The 16,365-nt window shown below is 63.4% G+C and carries 20 protein-coding genes; 9 read left to right on the forward strand and 11 right to left on the reverse strand.

What is annotated here, in order from left to right; translation table 11 throughout:
• The 4 genes from HAQ05_RS15475 to HAQ05_RS15485 all read left to right on the forward strand — a co-directional run.
• Window positions 1-775: MFS transporter (locus HAQ05_RS15475; RefSeq protein ID WP_190422143.1), on the forward strand; the 775-nt coding region annotated here is incomplete at its 5' end.
• Between the two features lie 135 nt (window positions 776-910).
• A complete protein-coding gene (locus HAQ05_RS15480) occupies window positions 911-2,200 on the forward strand; it encodes a DEAD/DEAH box helicase (protein ID WP_190422145.1) in 1,290 nt (429 codons plus the stop codon).
• Window positions 2,201-2,453: 253 nt separating this feature from the next.
• Window positions 2,454-2,582: a PA1414 family protein gene (locus HAQ05_RS29160; protein ID WP_338050235.1), complete on the forward strand. Its 129-nt coding sequence runs from the start codon at window positions 2,454-2,456 to the stop codon at window positions 2,580-2,582.
• Between the two features lie 68 nt (window positions 2,583-2,650).
• Window positions 2,651-3,370, forward strand: a complete 720-nt coding sequence (locus tag HAQ05_RS15485) for a hypothetical protein (RefSeq protein WP_190422147.1) — start codon at window positions 2,651-2,653, stop codon at window positions 3,368-3,370.
• On the opposite strand, the gene HAQ05_RS15490 is transcribed toward HAQ05_RS15485, so the two are convergent.
• Window positions 3,356-4,255 carry a LysR family transcriptional regulator gene (locus HAQ05_RS15490; protein WP_190422149.1) on the reverse strand — a complete coding sequence of 300 codons (900 nt, stop codon included), beginning with the start codon at window positions 4,253-4,255 and terminating at the stop codon, window positions 3,356-3,358. The two genes, HAQ05_RS15485 and HAQ05_RS15490, sit on opposite strands and share 15 nt — an antisense overlap.
• A gap of 92 nt (window positions 4,256-4,347) precedes the next feature.
• On the opposite strand from HAQ05_RS15490, the gene HAQ05_RS15495 reads away from it, so the two are divergent.
• Complete coding sequence (locus tag HAQ05_RS15495; protein ID WP_190422150.1) at window positions 4,348-4,776, forward strand: PACE efflux transporter; 429 nt, start codon at window positions 4,348-4,350, stop codon at window positions 4,774-4,776.
• 120 nt (window positions 4,777-4,896) lie between these two features.
• Here HAQ05_RS15495 and fabV read toward each other — a convergent pair whose 3' ends face one another.
• Window positions 4,897-6,108, reverse strand: a complete 1,212-nt coding sequence (gene fabV / locus HAQ05_RS15500; protein WP_190422151.1) for an enoyl-ACP reductase FabV — start codon at window positions 6,106-6,108, stop codon at window positions 4,897-4,899.
• Between the two features lie 119 nt (window positions 6,109-6,227).
• Window positions 6,228-6,500, reverse strand: coding sequence for a DUF6555 family protein (locus HAQ05_RS15505; RefSeq protein WP_190422152.1), 273 nt, complete (start codon window positions 6,498-6,500; stop codon window positions 6,228-6,230).
• A gap of 236 nt (window positions 6,501-6,736) precedes the next feature.
• Between HAQ05_RS15505 and HAQ05_RS15510 the strand changes: the two genes are divergently transcribed.
• On the forward strand, window positions 6,737-7,159 hold the full coding sequence (locus HAQ05_RS15510) for a response regulator (RefSeq protein ID WP_190422153.1): 423 nt from the start codon (window positions 6,737-6,739) through the stop codon (window positions 7,157-7,159).
• 1 nt (window position 7,160) lies between these two features.
• On the opposite strand, the gene HAQ05_RS15515 is transcribed toward HAQ05_RS15510, so the two are convergent.
• Entirely contained in the window at window positions 7,161-8,966 is a 1,806-nt protein-coding gene (locus HAQ05_RS15515; protein ID WP_190422154.1) for a sensor domain-containing phosphodiesterase, read from the reverse strand.
• A 115-nt stretch (window positions 8,967-9,081) separates the two neighbouring features.
• Entirely contained in the window at window positions 9,082-9,483 is a 402-nt protein-coding gene (locus HAQ05_RS15520) for a GlcG/HbpS family heme-binding protein (RefSeq protein ID WP_190422155.1), read from the reverse strand.
• Between the two features lie 499 nt (window positions 9,484-9,982).
• On the opposite strand from HAQ05_RS15520, the gene HAQ05_RS15525 reads away from it, so the two are divergent.
• On the forward strand, window positions 9,983-10,543 hold the full coding sequence (locus HAQ05_RS15525; RefSeq protein ID WP_190422157.1) for a GNAT family N-acetyltransferase: 561 nt from the start codon (window positions 9,983-9,985) through the stop codon (window positions 10,541-10,543).
• A gap of 7 nt (window positions 10,544-10,550) precedes the next feature.
• Here HAQ05_RS15525 and HAQ05_RS15530 read toward each other — a convergent pair whose 3' ends face one another.
• The 3 genes from HAQ05_RS15530 to arsC are packed head-to-tail and all read right to left on the reverse strand — an operon-like array spanning window position 10,551 to window position 12,171.
• Entirely contained in the window at window positions 10,551-11,222 is a 672-nt protein-coding gene (locus HAQ05_RS15530) for a DNA-3-methyladenine glycosylase I (protein WP_190422159.1), read from the reverse strand.
• Complete coding sequence (wrbA, locus tag HAQ05_RS15535) at window positions 11,222-11,821, reverse strand: NAD(P)H:quinone oxidoreductase (RefSeq protein WP_190422161.1); 600 nt, start codon at window positions 11,819-11,821, stop codon at window positions 11,222-11,224. Before wrbA ends, HAQ05_RS15530 begins: the two co-directional genes overlap by 1 nt.
• The gene (gene arsC / locus HAQ05_RS15540) at window positions 11,818-12,171 is read right to left on the reverse strand and encodes an arsenate reductase (glutaredoxin) (protein ID WP_190422163.1); all 354 of its coding nucleotides are present in this window, start codon (window positions 12,169-12,171) and stop codon (window positions 11,818-11,820) included. Before arsC ends, wrbA begins: the two co-directional genes overlap by 4 nt.
• A gap of 70 nt (window positions 12,172-12,241) precedes the next feature.
• Between arsC and HAQ05_RS15545 the strand changes: the two genes are divergently transcribed.
• Entirely contained in the window at window positions 12,242-12,706 is a 465-nt protein-coding gene (locus HAQ05_RS15545; RefSeq protein WP_338050236.1) for a TlpA family protein disulfide reductase, read from the forward strand.
• A 31-nt stretch (window positions 12,707-12,737) separates the two neighbouring features.
• Here the strand turns inward: HAQ05_RS15545 and HAQ05_RS15550 are convergent, their stop codons facing one another.
• Both HAQ05_RS15550 and HAQ05_RS15555 read right to left on the reverse strand, forming a co-directional pair.
• Window positions 12,738-13,271 carry a cytochrome b gene (locus tag HAQ05_RS15550; protein WP_190422167.1) on the reverse strand — a complete coding sequence of 178 codons (534 nt, stop codon included), beginning with the start codon at window positions 13,269-13,271 and terminating at the stop codon, window positions 12,738-12,740.
• Between the two features lie 164 nt (window positions 13,272-13,435).
• A complete protein-coding gene (locus tag HAQ05_RS15555; RefSeq protein ID WP_190422169.1) occupies window positions 13,436-14,326 on the reverse strand; it encodes a LysR substrate-binding domain-containing protein in 891 nt (296 codons plus the stop codon).
• 201 nt (window positions 14,327-14,527) lie between these two features.
• Between HAQ05_RS15555 and HAQ05_RS15560 the strand changes: the two genes are divergently transcribed.
• A complete protein-coding gene (locus HAQ05_RS15560) occupies window positions 14,528-15,274 on the forward strand; it encodes a DUF2242 domain-containing protein (RefSeq protein ID WP_190422171.1) in 747 nt (248 codons plus the stop codon).
• A gap of 59 nt (window positions 15,275-15,333) precedes the next feature.
• Here HAQ05_RS15560 and HAQ05_RS15565 read toward each other — a convergent pair whose 3' ends face one another.
• Window positions 15,334-16,362: an AraC family transcriptional regulator gene (locus HAQ05_RS15565; RefSeq protein WP_338050237.1), complete on the reverse strand. Its 1,029-nt coding sequence runs from the start codon at window positions 16,360-16,362 to the stop codon at window positions 15,334-15,336.
• Window positions 16,363-16,365: the final 3 nt, after the last annotated feature.

Below are 16,365 nucleotides of genomic sequence, written 5' to 3' on the forward strand. Positions count from 1 at the left end.
GCTCAGGGGCTGGCAATGGTTGTTTTTGCTCGAGGGGCTGCCGTCGATCGTGCTCGGCGGCGTCGTGTTCTGGCTGGTGGCCGACCGAATCGAAGACGCGCGCTGGCTTAACCCTGAAGAAAAAGCCTTGATGCGCCAACGCATGCACGAGGATCGCGCCGCGCAGGGGCCCGATGCGCAGGGGCAAGGCCTGAAGGCAGTGCTGGGCCAGCCGGTGACTTGGGTGATGTCGGCCATCTACCTGTTTTTGGTGATGGCCTTGACCGGCCTATTGTTCTGGATGCCACAGTTGATCAAAGGTGCCGGGATCGACAACCCGCTCAATATCGGCCTGCTGTCGATGGTGCCGTACATCGTGGCGGTGTTGTTCAACCTGGCCATGGGCGTGAGCTCCGACCGGCGCGGTGAGCGGCGCTGGCACATGGCGGCGTGCGCCAGCCTCACCGCGTTGGGGTATGGGGTGTGTGCCTTGATGCCGGGGCAGTTGCTGCCCTTGATGGTGGGCATGAGCTTGATCATGGCTGGTATCATCGCTTGGATGCCGATTTTCTGGACCTTACCGCCGCGCTTTTTAACCGGCATGGCGGCGGCGGCCGGCATCGCGCTGATCAACTCCGTGGGCCAGCTCGGCGGCGTTATCGCCCCCTACCTGATAGGCCGGGTGCGCGACCTCACCGGGGTGACCGCGCCGGCGCTGTACTTGCTGTGCGGTGTGTCGGTGCTGGCTGTGGGGCTGATTCTGTGGGGCGTGCCACGGCGCTTTTACCAGCGCTAGGCGCCCCGTGGCGCTGGCTGCACGGGGCGCCCCGCATCAGCCGGCGCCCCGCCGGCTTGATGGCGCGTGTGGCTTGTGGCGTGTGCCTCGGTTAACCTATACGGCCGTTTTTCCCCGTTTCCGAGGTTGCTTCCTGTGTTTTCCCAATTCGACCTGCACGAACGCCTGCTCAAAGCCGTGGCCGAGCTCAAATTTACCGAGCCTACGCCCGTGCAGGTCGAAGCGATACCACCGGCGCTGGCCGGGCGCGATTTGCGGGTGACCGCGCAAACCGGCAGCGGCAAAACGGCCGCCTTCGTGCTGCCATTGCTCCACCGCCTGATCGGCCCGGCGCAGCCCCGGGCGAATATTCGCGCCTTGATCTTGCTGCCCACGCGGGAGCTGGCGCAGCAAACCCTCAAGCAAGTGGAGCGTTTTGCCCAGTTCACCTTTATCAAGGCGGCCCTGATCACCGGCGGTGAAGATTTCAAAGTGCAAGCGGCCATGCTGCGCAAGGCGCCGGACATACTGGTCGGCACCCCTGGCAGGCTGCTCGAGCACCTCAATGCCGGGCACCTGGCGCTGAATGCCGTCGAAGTGCTGGTGCTCGATGAAGCCGACCGCATGCTCGACATGGGCTTTGCCGAGGACGTCGAGCGCCTGTGCGGCGAATGCGCCGGCCGCCAGCAAACCTTGCTGTTCTCGGCCACCACCGGCGGCGCGGCGCTGCGCGAGATCATCGGCAAAGTGCTGAAAGACCCGCTGCACTTGATGGTCAACAACGTCGCCGAGCTCAGCGCCAATACCCGCCAGCAAATCATCACCGCCGACCATTCGGCGCACAAGGAGCAGTTGGTGCAGTGGCTGCTGGCCAACGAAACGTACCGCAAGGCGATCGTGTTTACCAACACCCGGGCAATGGCCGACCGCGTATACGGGCATCTGGTGGCACTGGAGCACAAAGCGTTCGTGCTCCATGGCGACAAGGACCAGAAAGACCGTAAGTTCGCCATCGAGCGGCTCAAGCAGGGCGGCGCCAAAATCTTGGTGGCGACCGACGTGGCGGCCCGCGGCCTGGATATCGACGGGCTGGACTTGGTCATCAACTTCGACCTGCCGCACAGTGGCGATGAGTACGTACACCGTGTGGGGCGCACAGGCCGTGCCGGTGGTGAAGGGTTGGCGATTTCGCTGATCTGCCACGGCGACTGGAACCGCATGTCGAGCATCGAACGCTACCTCAAGCAGCAGTTCGAACGCCGCGTGATCAAAACGCTCCAGGGCAGCTATAGCGGCCCGAAGAAAGTCAAGGCGTCGGGCAAGGCCGCTGGCAGCAAAAAGAAAAAGGTCGAGAAAAAAACCGCCGCCAAGGCGCCGGCTAAACGTAAGCCGGCCGCCAAGCCCCTGGCCAGTGCCGATGGCCTGGCGCCGCTGAAAAAGCGCTGAGTAGCCTCGGCTTAAAGTTCGTGCCCCGTTGGCCGACATAGGTTTTACGGGGCAGTTCTTCATCCACGCAGCTGCTGCGGCGGCCGGGCTCTATGCTTCGGGCCCGCCGTCGGTCGTGCTGGGGCTGCGTGCAGTTGAATGTGCGCTGAACGGCCGCATCTATTGAAGTGTGTTTCCATTGGCTAGGGACTATGATTGCAGTTAAGGCGGCAGTTGGTTTCACGGCCGCGCAGTTGACCCCGAGGGGGGCTTTATGAAGACAAATCTGTTCAACTGGTTACATGATCTGGGCGTGGCGTTGGGGCTGATTCCGCCTCCGCTGCATCCGGTGCCAATCCCTACCGAAGACGATCGCCGCCGGCAGCAACCACCGCGCCGCTGAGCGACAAGGGCACTTTCGGGCACTTTTAAGCTCTATGCAGGGCCTTTTTCCAGCTAGCTTGCCGCCCAATGCCGTTGCCTCGCCCTGCTTATGTGGTTTTTTCTGCGCTCCTCGCGCTGGCCGGCTGCACCCGCCAGCAGGGCCAGGACATGATGCAGCAACTGGGCAGCACCCGGCCCCAGGAATTTTTCCAAACCAGCGTCGATCGCATGGCTACCTTAACCATGCAGGATAATTTGGCGAGCCTGTACCTGCTGATGGACAAGCTGTACCGGCGCAACCCCGCGCAACTGCGTAAATCCGGCTTTATCGATGCCACTACGGCCGAACGGCAAGTGCGCCAAGCTATTGAGCTGCAACAGCCGCTGCCGCAATTGGGCGGGCGCAAAGACCTGGCTGCCCTGAGCTATTCACTGGGCCCGGCGTTTCTGGGTGATAGGGTCGGCGCGTTCACCTATGCCATCGGCAGCATGATCGTCACCGCCCACGGCAACCGCCTACAGTTCTACATCACCGATGCCATTGACCCGCGCTTCGTCAATAATGCCGCGCGCAACATCGAAAAGGCCACTTGGATGCTCAGCCAGCGCCAAGGTAACAATGGCGCGCCGCTGCTGTTTTCCAACGAAATCTCCGAAGCGGGCAGCAACCTCAGTTTTGCCACTGAGTTCGGCAAAATCACCGCGCGTTTGGACTTGCTCGCGCAAATGCTGGATGAGCGCTACCGGCGTATCGGCCTTAACTATGCGCAAAGCCTGCTGTTCATGAACTTTCTACCGGTGCAATGAACCCGATGCGCTACGCAGCAGCGCCAAGTAGCGCTGCGCCCCAATGCCCAGCGGGTGTTCCTTGGACCACACCACATCAACCCACAGGTTAAGCTGGTTGCTCATGTTCTCGAAGGCGATCACCTGCAAAGTGCCGTCGGCCACCAGCGGGCGCACCAGGGTTTGTGGCAGGTAAGCCCAGCCGAGCCCGGCCTGCACCAAGCTCAGGGTGGCCAGGTAGTTATCGGTTAGCCAGTGCTGGCGCGACAGCAGTACTCGCGGTGCGGCGCTCTCGGCCCGCTGGCTGGCCACCACGATCTGGCGGATGCTGGCCAAATCATCGCCGCATAGCAGCCCTTTGCATGCCTGCAACATCGGGTGCCGTGGTGCGATCACCGCCACCAAGGTTTCGCTTGACAGCTCCTGGAAATCTTCGCGCTCGTCCATGCCGGGCCGTTCGAACACGATCGCCAGTTGCACTTGGGCGCCATGCAGCATGGCCAAGGCATCGGCCTGGGGGGCGCTGCGCACCTCTACCTCCAGCGCCGGAAATTCCTCGGCAAGCTGCGCCAACGGCGCATTCCAGGCGGCGGACACCAGCTCGGGGGCGATGGCAATGGCGAGGCGTTTCTCCAGGCCCTGGTGCAGTTGCAAGGCATGGGCCTGCAGTTGCGCCAATTGCCGGGCCAATTGCCGGGCCTGGTTCTCCAGCGCCAGGGCCGCTGCGGTGGGCAGGGTTTCGCGGCCGCTGCGCACGAACAGTTGCAAGCCGAGTTCGGCCTCCAGGTGGCCGACGGCCATGCTGATTGCCGAGGGCACGCGGCGCAGGTGGCGAGCGGCGGCCGAAAACGACCCGTGGTCTAGCACTGCCAGGAACACCCGCACGCTTTCGCTGGTAAAGGCCATGGCGTACCTATCAATAAAACTGAAGGAAGCTGACTTTTATTATCAGCTCAACGGCGGCATTGTACCGGCTGTTTTCTGCTTGGAGTACTGCAATGCAAGGGGTCAAGCGCAAGGTGGTGTATGTGAGCCTTTACGAGGGCATCGCCATCGCGTTCAACAGTGTTGCCATCGGCTGGCTCGGCCATGACCTGGGCCATGCGGGAGCTGCCGCGGTGTTGGCATCGGTGGTGGCCATCGCCTGGAACCTGGGCTGGAACAGCTTGTTCGAAGCCTGGGAAGCCCGCCAACGCTCGCGCCGGCGCACTGTCACCCGGCGGCTGTTGCATGCGCTGGGTTTCGAGGGCGGCCTGGTGGTGGTTCTGGTGCCGATGTTCGCCTGGTGGTTGGGTATCAGCCTGCTGGAGGCGCTATGGCTGGACCTAGGCTTGCTGGCCTTCTTTCTGGTTTACACCTACGCATTCAACTGGGCGTTCGATGCGGTGTTCGGCCTGCCACGCTCGGCCCATTCAGCGGCAACGTGACAGGGTGTCGCGCAATTCCGCCCAATCACTGGCCCATGAATGTTGCTGCCGGGCAACGTGGCCCGGCAGCAACAGGGACGGTCAACAGGATGCCGCCAACCTCGCGGGCACGCTGACGTTTTAGGGCACTAGCGCTATGCAATCGAACCGCACCTCGGTGGCGACATCAGCGTCGTAGTCCACGTCCTTGCGCTCGAAGCCGAACAGCTTAAGGAACTCGTGCTTGTAGCCGGCGTAGTCGGTGATGGCGAACAGGTTCTCGGTGGTCACTTGTGGCCACAGGTCTTTGCAGGCGCTTTGTACGTCGTCACGCAGTTCCCAGTCGTCCAGGCGCAGGCGGCCTTGCTCGTCGGTTTCGACAGGGGCGCCGCCTTCGGGGTAAAGGCGCTCACGGAACAGGCGGTTAAGTTGCTCGATGGTGCCTTCGTGCAGGCCTTTTTCTTTCATGATCTTGTAGACCATGGCGATGTACAGCGGCATCACCGGGATCGCCGCGCTGGCCTGGGTGACCACCGACTTGAGCACCGCAACCGCGGCGCCGCCGCCGTTCGCTTTCAATTGCTCGTTCAAGCGCAAGGCAGTGGCATCCAGGTCGGCTTTGGCTTTGCCCAACGCGCCGTCCCAGTAGATCGGCCAGGTGATTGACGTGCCGATGTAGCTGAAGGCTACGGTACGCGCACCTTTGGCCAGCACGCCCGCCTTGGCCAGGGCGTCGATCCACAGTTGCCAGTCTTGGCCGCCCATCACCGCGATGGTGTCTTGGATTTCCTGCTCGCTGGCAGGCTCGACCGAGGCCTGGATGATGGTGTCTTTGTTGGTGTCGATGGCGGTAGCGGTGTAGGTTTGGCCGATGGGCTTGAGGGCTGAGCGCTTGAGCTCGCCGGTGTCCGGTAGTTTGCGCACCGGAGAAGCCAGCGAATAGACCACCAGGTCTACCTGGCCGCCCATGTCGTTCTTGATCAGCTCGATGACCTGCTCGCGTGCCGCGTTGGAGAAGGCGTCACCATTGATGGCCTTGCTATAAAGGCCCTCGCGCTTGGCATATTTATCGAAGGCGGCGGCGTTGTACCAACCGGCACTGCCAGGCTTGGTATCAGTGCCGGCTTTTTCGAAAAAAACCCCCAAAGTGTCGGCCTTATAGCCGAAGGCGGCGGTGATGCGTGCCGCCAGGCCGTAGCCGCTGGAGGCCCCGATCACTAGGACTTTCTTCGGCCCGTCGGTGCGCACGCCTAAGGCGCGGGTGGCCTCGATCTGTTCGAGCACGTTGCGCTCGCAGCCGAGCGGGTGCGTGGTGGTGCAGATAAAACCGCGAACCTTGGGGTGGATGATCAACTTATATTCCTCGTCATCGAAAACGCTTGCGGCATCTTAATGGCTAACACCACGAGGGTGAAGGGCCGATGCCGCGGTCTTTGCTTCGATGAGCGATTCCCGTTGCGCGTCACGCCCTCTCAGGAGGCCGGTGCATCGGCCAGGCGATCGCCTTGCAAGGGCGATGCGCCCGCCTCGCGCCAGGTCACCTGGGTGATGCCGTACTTCTCCGCCATGGGTTTGGAGGTTTTCTTGATCTTGTCGTGGCGGTTGCGGGCGATGTGGCCAATGCCCGCGTCACAACTTGCCCAATGCCAGGCTTCAGCATTGTCCATGTGGTCATGGCGCAACACGAAGCTCTTCGGCGAGCCGTGGAGTTGGTAGTCGATGACAAAAAGCTTCGGATTAGGCATCTGCAGCAGTCTCGATAGGTCTGTTAACGATCACACGCTTTAACGGAGCGTGCCGTGCGTCACAAATTCAATCGAATTTCAATTGGCTGGCGTGAACGGTCATGGCTTGGATACAAACTGCTACCCTCGCGCGTGAATATTTAGCGCAGTTGGTCGTTCGGCGGTCGCCCCGGCGGACTTTTATCGCCACCGGCTGTTCTATTTGGTTGGCATGCAAAAGGCTTTGCGAGGGCACCATGTTGAACTTGAAGTTGCACAGCGACGGTGGGGCGCTGCACGTGCTGGTGGTGGAAGACGAAATTCTGCTCAACTGCGTGGTATGCGAAGCCTTTCGGGAGGAAGGGTTCGTGGTCACCGGCGTCAACGATGCCAATGAAGCGATGCATTTTCTCCAGGACCACCCCGGGGAGGTAAACCTGCTGGTCACCGACGTGCGCATGCCTGGCGAGATGGACGGCCTGGAGCTGGGCCACTTTGTCGCCCAGTGGTGGCCGCACATTCCGGTGCTGACGATGTCGGGCTACGCCGGAGATAGGGACCGCCACCCGGTGGGCCCGTTCTTAGCCAAACCCTTTGCCCTGGAGTCGTTGCTGTACAGCGCTACGCGTTTGGTTGCCAAGGGCCAATATTGGCGGGCGGCAGGGCCCACGCTGCGCTGAATCAGCGGTTCAGCGCACGCAGGTACCGGGTCACACCTGGGCGCTCGTGTTGTAGCCAGCGTTCCAGCAGCGTGGTGTTCATCGGCCGGGCCAGCAGGAAGCCCTGCGCTTCCTGGCAACCCATTTCGCACATCGCTTGGTAAACCTGCTCGGTTTCTATCCCTTCGGCCACTACCCGGTAGCCCACGCGCCGGGCCAGGTCAACGATGGCCTCGATCAGGCGGTGGTCTTTGATGTCATGGGCGGCATTTTGTACCAGCGAACGGTCCAGCTTAACTGTGGTCGCTGGAAGCTCGCGCAGGTAAGCCCAGTTGCTATAGCCACTGCCGAAGTCATCGATGGCCACGTCCATGCCAATCGCGCGCAACCGTTCAAGCTGGGCGCGGACCATGCTCGGGTTATCCGACAGGGCACTCTCGGTGAACTCGACCTCGAAGCCCTTCGGCTCGACCTGATGCTGCGCCAGCAAGTCGAGCAACAGGTCGATGAAGGCGGGGCTGCCCAGGTCCGGGGCCGATACATTGATCGCCACCTTGAAGCGGTGGCCCTGCCGTTGCCAACGTGCGGCCTGTTGCACCGCCTCGCGCAGCACCCAGAGGCTCAGAGGGCGAATCAACGCGGTTTTCTCTGCCAAAGGCACGAATTCGGTCGGGCTCACCGGGCCCAGTACCGGGTGTTGCCAGCGCAGCAATGCTTCGACGGTGACGACCCGGCCGGTGGCCACTTCGATGCGTGGCTGATACACCAAGTGCAGTTGGTTGGCGGTGCGAACGGCCTCGGCCAGCGACCCCAGCAGCAGGAACGCCCGCTGCTGGGCAAGGTCCAGGTGGGGCTCGTACCAGCGCCAGCCGGTGCCTTTGGCGCGGGCTTCATCGGCGGCACTGACCACCAGGCGCAACCAGTCCTTTTCGACGTCGTCGCCCAATTGCAGGCGAATTGCGCCGACCCCGGCCTGCGGCTGGATAGGAATGTTGCGGCATAGCAACGGCGCTTCGAAGGCGCTGACCAAGCGCTGGAAGATCACTTCGGGGCTTTCCCGCACATGGGGCGGCAGCAAAAAACCGAAGCGGGTGGGGCTGACCTTATAGAGCGTGGTGTGCGCCGGCAGGTGGGCCTTGAGGGCCCCATGCATCACACCCACCAGCTCTTGAGAGAAACTGTAACCCAGGGCCTTGACGATATCGTTGAGAAAACTTGGCGAAAGCATATCGACCACCGCCAGGCAATGGTCGCCAGCGGGCAATACGGCGGTGATGTCTTGCTCCAGGCGCAGGCGGTTGAACAACCCGGTAGGGCCATCCAGGTAACTGGCGTGGCGCAGCCCCGACAGGCGTAGCATCGCCAGTTGGGCGAAATGCCGCAACATCTGCGCGTCGTGCGCTGAAAGCCGCGGCCGGGGCTGGGTGTCGATGATGCATAAACTGCCCAACCCTAAACCGTCCTCGGTGGTCAGCGGCGCCGCGGCATAAAAGCGGATGTTCGGTGCGCCGGTGACCAGCGGGTTTTCGCGAAAGCGGTCGTCCAGCTGTGCATCGCACACTTGCATCACATCGCCGCTGAGAATGGCGTGCGCGCAAAACGAAATGTCCCGTGCGGTGCCCTGTTGGCATAAGCCGGTGCCGGCACGAAACCATTGGCGGTGTTCGCCGACGATCGAAACCAGCGCAATCGGCACGTTGAAATGCAGGCTTACGGTGCTCACCAGTTGGTCCAGCACCGGGTCCGGTTCGGGGTCGAGCAAGCACAGGTCGGCGACCCGGCCCAGGCGTTGTGCTTCGTTGAAGGGTGTGGGCGCTCCCCGGGCCATGTGTGACTCCTCTCCTGCCACAGCGGTCAAGTGATATTGTATTAACATCATTATGGACAGTAGCACCATGCCATTAGTTGCGCATGGCCCGGCCAGCCCGTGTAGACCAGCGGTATCAACCTACGCAGGTGGCGCCCGCCCGTGCCACCTGCGCGTCTTGCTCGGACTTCACCCCGGACACGCCCACCGCACCTATCACCTGGCCAGCATGCACCACCGGCACGCCGCCTTCGAGCGGGGTAAGGTTCGGGGCTGAAAGAAACGCCGTGCGCCCGCCATTGACCACCTGCTCGTACAGGCCAGATTCGCGGCGGCCCAGGGCCGAGGTGCGGGCTTTTTCGTAGGCAATGTAGGCGCTGCTGGCCGTGGCGCCGTCCAGGCGTTCCAGGCCCAGTGGGTGACCGCCGTCGTCAACCACCGCGATGCTGACTGCCCATTGGTTGGCGAGGGCTTCGGCGCGGGCGGCGGCGAGGATGCGGGTCACTTCGGCGTGGCCGAGAATGAATTTAGACTGCATGGGCAGCTCCTTATTGGGGCGGTGTTTTTTGGGGGCGCAAGCTATACGCGGTGCCGGGCGATTACGTTCGGCATCAGGTTGCGGCTCACAGCGCACCGGCTGATCTTGGCGCGCTATCGCACGCGCCACAAGTGCTATCACCGTGTGTTGTTGCGCGCTGCAGCCACCACCCGCCGCTCAGGCGCTGTTTGTGGTCGCGCCGGTTCATTGCGCAGCGCTGTTCGTGGCCCTTTGGAGGATTAAACCAGGCCATCGATGCGGGCTTGCCGGGGGCGCCATAACGTGACGGCCGTCACAGCGCATGCAGCCTGGCGAAGCGCGACGCCGGGCGATGGGCACTTTTGATGTGGGTCAGTGCCTTAGATCCGTTCGCTATTGATTTTGAACGGTAGTTGGATCCACACTCGGGCAGAGTGAATCCACACTTGCGCCGGACGCGTCAGGTGGTCAACCGCGATGGACTCTTCGCATTGGGACTTTATTCCGGAATTACGTAGGTATGGCGTTTTCACTGATCAGAACAGCGCGCGCCGATGACGGCGAGGCGGTGTATCAGCTTTATCAGCACCCCGGCGGTGCCCTGGCATACCTGGCAGATGCACCCTTGGGGCAAGGGTTGGATGCCGCCGGGTTGATCGGCGCTACCTTGGGCCGGTATCCGTTTTTGGTGGCACAGCGCAACGAGCAATTGGTGGGTTTTGCCTATGCCAGGGCGCATCGTGCCGCGGCGGGCTTTCGCTGGTCGGTGGACGTGGCCGTGCACGCCGCGCCGGGGGAACATCAGGCGGCGGTGGCCACCGCGCTCTATCGGCAATTGGCCGAACAACTGAGCGAGCAAGGCTACCTGGCGTTGTACGTGACCTTGCCGTTGGCGGGCGAAGGGCACATCGCCCTGCATGAACGGCTGGGCTTTGCTCACATCGACTTGGCGGCCGAAATCGACCTGCAGGGCGCATGCGGCAGTTGGTGCCTCACCCTCGATGCGCTGCCGGCCCGGCAAGAGCCGGTGCCATACGGGCAATGGCTGATGCGCCGGGCGACACCGGGCCTGGCCCATTAACAAGGGCTCAATGGTTAACGGTATGGGCGAGCATCACCGATAACTGGCAAAGCGGCCGGCCGCTCTGCTCTTGCCAGATGTTGAAGGCTTCTTGCACCACCGCCACGTCGCGTTGGCTGGTGGGCCGTTTGCTCACGATACCTTGCGCGACCAGCGCGGCGACCACGTCGTCGGTGAGGATGAAGGTGTCTTTGCCCAGCATGCGCAGGCAGCGCGGCGCCGACAGGCCGCCCAATTGGTTGCCGTGCTTGACCAGGTAGCGCCACAGCCCGGTGATGTCGCTGGCGGGCCACTCGGCCACCAGCGCGCCAAAGCTGCCGCGCTCCTGGGCCGCGTCGAGAATCATCTGCGCATTGCGCGGCACGCTCTTGAGTTTGCCGAGGTGGCGGATCAGCCGCTTGTCCTGGGTTAACCTTTCCAGGTGCTCGGCCCCCATCAGCACTACTTTGCGCGGGTCGAAGCCAAAGAACACCTCTTCGAATGCCGGCCATTTGGCATCGACCAAGCTGTGCTTGAGCCCGGCGCGGAATATCCGCAACGTGATGGTGGACAAATAACGGTCGTCGGGGAGGGCGCGCAGGGCGTCACGGCTGCGCGGTTGCGGCAATTGGGCTTGCAGCGCGGCGAGGGAGCCGAAGCGGTTCAGGGCGAACGCCTGCAACCAGGCATAGTCGTGCATCAGCGCGCCCCCAACTGGCTGGCGGTGGTCGCCAAGCGCAGCCCGAGGGCACGGCACAAGGCGATCTCGTGCTCGTCCAGGGCGCGCTTGCCGTCGCTGCCGGCGTGGTGGCTGGGGCCGTACGGCGTGCCGCCGCCGCGCGTATCGAGCAGTGCTTGTTCGCTGTAGGGCAGGCCGGTGATGAGCATGCCGTGGTGCAGCAGGGGCAACATCATCGATAGCAGCGTGGTTTCTTGCCCGCCATGCAAGCTGGCGGTGGAGGTGAACACCCCCGCCGGCTTGTTCACCAGTGCGCCGCTCAGCCACAGGTTGCTGGTGCCATCGAGAAAGTACTTCAGCGGTGCCGCCATGTTGCCGAAGCGGGTCGGGCTGCCCAGGGCCAGGCCTGCGCAATGGGCCAGGTCTTCCACGCTTGCATACACGGCGCCCGCCTGCGGTACGCTGGGGGCGCTGGCTTCGCAGTCGGCTGACACCGCCGGTACGGTGCGCAGGCGGGCCTCAAGCCCGCCCTGCTCGACCCCACGGGCGATGTGCCGGGCCATCTCTGAGGTAGCGCCATGGCGGCTGTAATACAGCACAAGGATGTACGGCTCAGTCAAGGCAGGATCTCCAAGATTTTCTCCGGCGGCCGGCCGATCACGGCCTTATCGCCATTGACCAAAATCGGCCGCTCGATCAGTTTGGGGTGGGCGACCATCGCCTCGATCAGTGCTTGCTCGCTCAACCCTGGGGCTGCCAGGTTCAGCGCCTTGTATTCGTCCTCGCCGGTGCGCAGCAGTTCACGGGCAGTGATACCCAACTTGCCGAGCAGTGCTTGCAAGGTGGCCGCATCGGGCGGGGTTTCCAGGTAGCGCACCACGGTTGCGGCCAGGCCACGGGCTTCAAGCAGTTCCAAGGCGCCGCGGGATTTTGAGCAGCGGGGATTATGGTAAAGGGTCAGGGATGGCATAGGGGCTCGCCTGGGTCATGGATAGGGGGCTATTCTACCCGGCGAAACAGCGATGACGAGGAACCGGCCTGTGCAAAAACGTTTTTACCTGCCCCTGTTGCTATCGGCTGCGCTGTGGCTGGCCGGCTGCGGTGCCGACTACGGCCAGGACCAAAACGGCCAGGCGGTCACCGCCGCGCAACTCAAAGGGCAGTGGCTGGTACTCAACTATTGGGCCGACTGGTGTGGCCCCTGCCGCACCGAGGTGCCGCAGCTCAACGCCTTGGCCGAACAGCTCAAGGGCCAACCCGTACAGGTGCTGGGGGTGAACTTCGACAACCTCAAAGGCGACGAGCTGCGCCAGGCCATTGCCAGCTTGGGCATCCGTTACCGGGTGCTGGTGGACGACCCCGCGCCGCGCTTCGACCTGCCCAACAATGAGGGTTTGCCGGTCACCTACCTGATCGACACCCAGGGTAAGGTGCGCGCGCAATTGCTGGGCGAGCAAACCGCGCAAGGGATCAAGGCGAAACTGGCGCAGCTCGGCCAGCCGTAGCCGGCCAGCGGGCCGGGCGAGTGGCCTTGGTTTATCGGGGCAGCATGCCCCGCAATACCCCATCGCGGTCGACAAAATGGTGCTTGAGCGCCACCAGGATATGCCCGCCCACCAGGGCCCCGCACAGCCAGGCCACGTAGGTGTGGAACAGCCCGGCCAGGTGCTGGGTACTCTCGGCCGGTGCCACCAGCGGCGGCAGTTTGAGCAGGCCCAGCACCCACACCTCATGGTTGCCCGCCGAACTCCATAGCCAGCCGGACACCGGCAAGGCGATCAATGCCACGGCATACAGCAACAGGTGCCCATAATGGGCGGCTTTGCGCATCAGGGGGCTCATGCTCGCCGGTAGCGCTGGCGCCGAATGGGTCAGGCGCCAGGCCACCCGCAGCACCACCAAGAACAGCACGCTGCTGGCAAGTGCCTTATGCACGAAGGTGACTTGGTGATCGCTGTTGATCGCGTGCCAGTGCGCCGCGCAAAACCCCAGCAGCCAGGCACCCAGCCAGATCGCGGCCATCACCCAGTGCAGCCATTTGGCGGTGGCGGTGTAGTGTTCGCTGTGCATGGTGCCGTGTCCCTGTGCGCCTGGGCAGTGAGCGATATATACCCTTGGCCGAAGGCCACCACAAGCGGCGTCGCGCGATCGGTTCGCCGGCATCTTCGTGGTCGTGATTACCACGGTATCGCAGGCTCCGGGCTTAGCCCCCGGGCGTGCTGTGGCGCGGGCGATCAGGCCCTGGCACGGGCCAGCACCCAGTCAACGAAGTGGCGGATTTTCGGCACATCGGCAGCGTGCTCCGAATAGGCGATAAAGTGCGCGCCGTGGCTGGGGGTTACGTAGGGCAGTGGCACCACCAGTTTGCCCTCGGCCAATTCCTCGGCCACCAAGTACCGTGGGATCAACGCCACGCCGCAGCCGGCGATGGCCGCATGGATACACATATAAAACGTGTCGAAGCGCGGCCCGTGATAACTGCCCACCGAATGCAGGCCCTGGGCCAGGAACCATTCGTGCCAGGCCTCTGGGCGCGACGTGCATTGCAGCAACACCGTGTTGGCCAGGGCCTGTGCATTCGGGATGGGCGTTTGGCGCAAGGTGTCCGGTGCGCACACCGGCACCACGTCTTCCTGGAACAACTCAAGACAGGTGGCGCCCGGCCATGTGCCGTGGCCGAAAAAAAATGCAACGTCTGCCTTGGACTGGGTGAGGTCGAAGGGTTCGAGTTCGTTGCGGATTTCCAGGTGAATGTTCGGGTACTGCGTACCGAAGCCCTTGAGCGCTGGGATCAGCCAACGGGCGCCGAAGGTAGGCTGGGTGGCCACCCGCAGCACCTCGGTTTCGCCGCCGTAAGACAAAATGTAGCGGCTCGACATATGCACCTGGGTGAGGATCTTGTTCACCTCGGCCAGGTACAGCGAGCCGGCCGGGGTCAGTTGCAAGCGCCGGCGCACCCGCTGGAACAGGTGGTGGCGCAGCATGTCTTCGAGCTGGGCGACCTGCTTGCTGACCGCGCTTTGGGTCAGGTGCAGCTCCTGCGCCGCGCGGGTGAAGCTCAAATGCCGCGCGGCTGCCTCGAAGCATTGCAGGGCGGTCATCGATGGGGTCAGGCGTTTGGACATGGCGGGTGGGCAGTGCGGGTGGCGAGAAGGCCACGACTATACCGCTGGCCGCGTAGCGCCGCCATTGGCGCTTAGGCAGGTGCCAGCGGCTGTCGTGTGGCGGCTATCCATAGTAAAGTCATCGCCCTTGCCACCTGTTTCATGCGCAAGGCCATGCGCTGTAGCACAATAGGGGCCGATCGAAATTCCCCAGGACCTGCCATGTCTTATTCCCATGCCTTCGCTGCCTTGCGCAACGGCATCGTGCTGGCCACGCTGGTGGCGAGCGTTGCTGGCTGCTCGCCGAAGAAAGCCGGCATCTACGAACACGAAAATTTCGACGACTCGGGCACCTTCTCGCGTAACTACCCGGTCAGCGATTTAGCCTCCTGCGAGGCGGCCCGCCGTGCCCTGCTCAGCCAGGGGTATATCATCACCAGCAGCGACCCCAAGTCGGTCGCCGGGCACAAGAGCTTCCAGCAAACCGCCGATACTCACCTTGAAATCAGCTTCAACGTGACCTGTGCCGCCGACTCGCCGAGCAACACCAGCTCGATCGTGTTCGCCAATGCGTTGCAAGACCGCTACGCCCTGAAAAAGGTGAACAGCTCGGCCAGCCTGGGCGTCGGGGTGCTGGGCTCGCTGTCGATGCCGATTGGCTCCACCGACGACTCGATGGTCAAGGTCGCCAGTGAAACGGTGGCCGCCAATGCCTTTTACGACCGTTACTTTTCCCTGGTCGAGAGCTTTTTGCCAGCGAAGGCGAAAAACACGGCCCACGTCGACGAAAAACCGAGCAAGGCACTGGGCGTGCCTGAACAACCGGAAGCCCAGGCCCAGCCATCCCCCGCGCCCGCCGAGGCGCCGGCTCCGGCACCTGTAGCGCAACCGGCCGCCGAAGGCAATGGCAGCTCAGAGCCCGTGGTGCCGCCGGCCGAGGCCGCACCGATCAGCACCGAAACGCCCTGAATGGGGTGTTTTAGACGTTCCTTCAACCAGGCTCAGGCAGTGCTGAGGGGCCATACCGGTCACCCCAGCCGTCGATACGCCCCCGGTGTCACCCCGCTCCAGCGCTTGAAGGCGCGGGCGAATGCCTCGGCCGAGGCAAAGCCCAGCAGGTAGGCGATTTCACCGAAGGCCAGGTCCGTATCGCGGATGTAGGCCATGGCCAGATCGCGCCGGGTATCGCCCAGCAGGGTACGAAAACGGGTGCCTTCTTCGGCGAGTTTACGCCGCAGGGTCCAGCTGGGCATTTTCAACCGTGCCGCCACCTGTTCCAGGTCCGGTTCGCGCCCGCCGCCCAGCAGCGGGCCGAGCAGGGCGGTGATGCGCTCGCTCAAAGTGCGGGTACGGGTGAGTTGGGCCAATTCCACTTCGCACAGTTGCACCAGTTGTTGCCAGGTGCCGGGGCAGTGTTCCGGGTTGCGCAGGGCGAGTTGGGCCTGCCCCAGGCGCAGGCGGTTGGCAGTGGCGCCAAACTGCACCGGTTGTTGGCTCAGCGCGGCATAGGCCGGGGCGTCGCAGGGCGCGGCGAATTCGATGTGCAGTTGCTCGGCGGCCAACGGCACGCCGGCTAGCTGGGCCAACTGCTGCAGCCAGCCGCTGAGCACCGAGTCGACCACGAACCGGTTGTAAGCGTTGTAGGGGCTGATCGAATAGAAATTCAGCCATGCGCCGCGGGCGTCTTCCTCGAAGCTCGATTGCCCACGGTAGTTGCTGGCATACAGCGGCTCGAAGCGGATCACGGTGCGCGCCGCTTCGCGCACGTTCGGTGCCTGCGCCGCGGTAACACCGGCCAGGCCCAGCAGCGGCAGGCGGCTGGCACGGCCCATGTGCAAACCCAACGCCGGGTCGCCGATCAACTGGCTCGCCGCGTGGCCCAGGCGCATATAGCGGGGTATCGACAGGCGTGCCCGCGGCTCGGCCAAGCGTTGGGCGTCCAGGCCGAACTGTGCCAGCAAGGGGCCGGGGTCGTGCCCCTGGGCGCACACGGCACGGGCGAGCAAGTGCACGAAACCGACCGAGAGGTCACCTAGGCGTATCGAGGGGCTGGCCACGGG

Origin of the sequence: Pseudomonas typographi (genome assembly GCF_014694385.1) — a bacterium.
GTDB lineage: Bacteria > Pseudomonadota > Gammaproteobacteria > Pseudomonadales > Pseudomonadaceae > Aquipseudomonas > Aquipseudomonas typographi.

Bases quoted from the DNA above. Each gene is read 5' to 3' on its own strand.
- HAQ05_RS29160 (WP_338050235.1), top strand. From the start codon at position 2,454: ATGAAGACAAATCTGTTCAACTGGTTACATGATCTGGGCGTGGCGTTG.
- HAQ05_RS15485 (WP_190422147.1), top strand. From the start codon at position 2,651: ATGCCGTTGCCTCGCCCTGCTTATGTGGTTTTTTCTGCGCTCCTCGCG.
- HAQ05_RS15490 (WP_190422149.1), bottom strand. From the start codon at position 4,255: ATGGCCTTTACCAGCGAAAGCGTGCGGGTGTTCCTGGCAGTGCTAGAC.
- HAQ05_RS15495 (WP_190422150.1), top strand. From the start codon at position 4,348: ATGCAAGGGGTCAAGCGCAAGGTGGTGTATGTGAGCCTTTACGAGGGC.
- HAQ05_RS15505 (WP_190422152.1), bottom strand. From the start codon at position 6,500: ATGCCTAATCCGAAGCTTTTTGTCATCGACTACCAACTCCACGGCTCG.
- HAQ05_RS15510 (WP_190422153.1), top strand. From the start codon at position 6,737: ATGTTGAACTTGAAGTTGCACAGCGACGGTGGGGCGCTGCACGTGCTG.
- HAQ05_RS15515 (WP_190422154.1), bottom strand. From the start codon at position 8,966: ATGGCCCGGGGAGCGCCCACACCCTTCAACGAAGCACAACGCCTGGGC.
- HAQ05_RS15520 (WP_190422155.1), bottom strand. From the start codon at position 9,483: ATGCAGTCTAAATTCATTCTCGGCCACGCCGAAGTGACCCGCATCCTC.
- HAQ05_RS15525 (WP_190422157.1), top strand. From the start codon at position 9,983: ATGGCGTTTTCACTGATCAGAACAGCGCGCGCCGATGACGGCGAGGCG.
- HAQ05_RS15530 (WP_190422159.1), bottom strand. From the start codon at position 11,222: ATGCACGACTATGCCTGGTTGCAGGCGTTCGCCCTGAACCGCTTCGGC.
- arsC (WP_190422163.1), bottom strand. From the start codon at position 12,171: ATGCCATCCCTGACCCTTTACCATAATCCCCGCTGCTCAAAATCCCGC.
- HAQ05_RS15550 (WP_190422167.1), bottom strand. From the start codon at position 13,271: ATGCACAGCGAACACTACACCGCCACCGCCAAATGGCTGCACTGGGTG.
- HAQ05_RS15555 (WP_190422169.1), bottom strand. From the start codon at position 14,326: ATGTCCAAACGCCTGACCCCATCGATGACCGCCCTGCAATGCTTCGAG.
- HAQ05_RS15560 (WP_190422171.1), top strand. From the start codon at position 14,528: ATGTCTTATTCCCATGCCTTCGCTGCCTTGCGCAACGGCATCGTGCTG.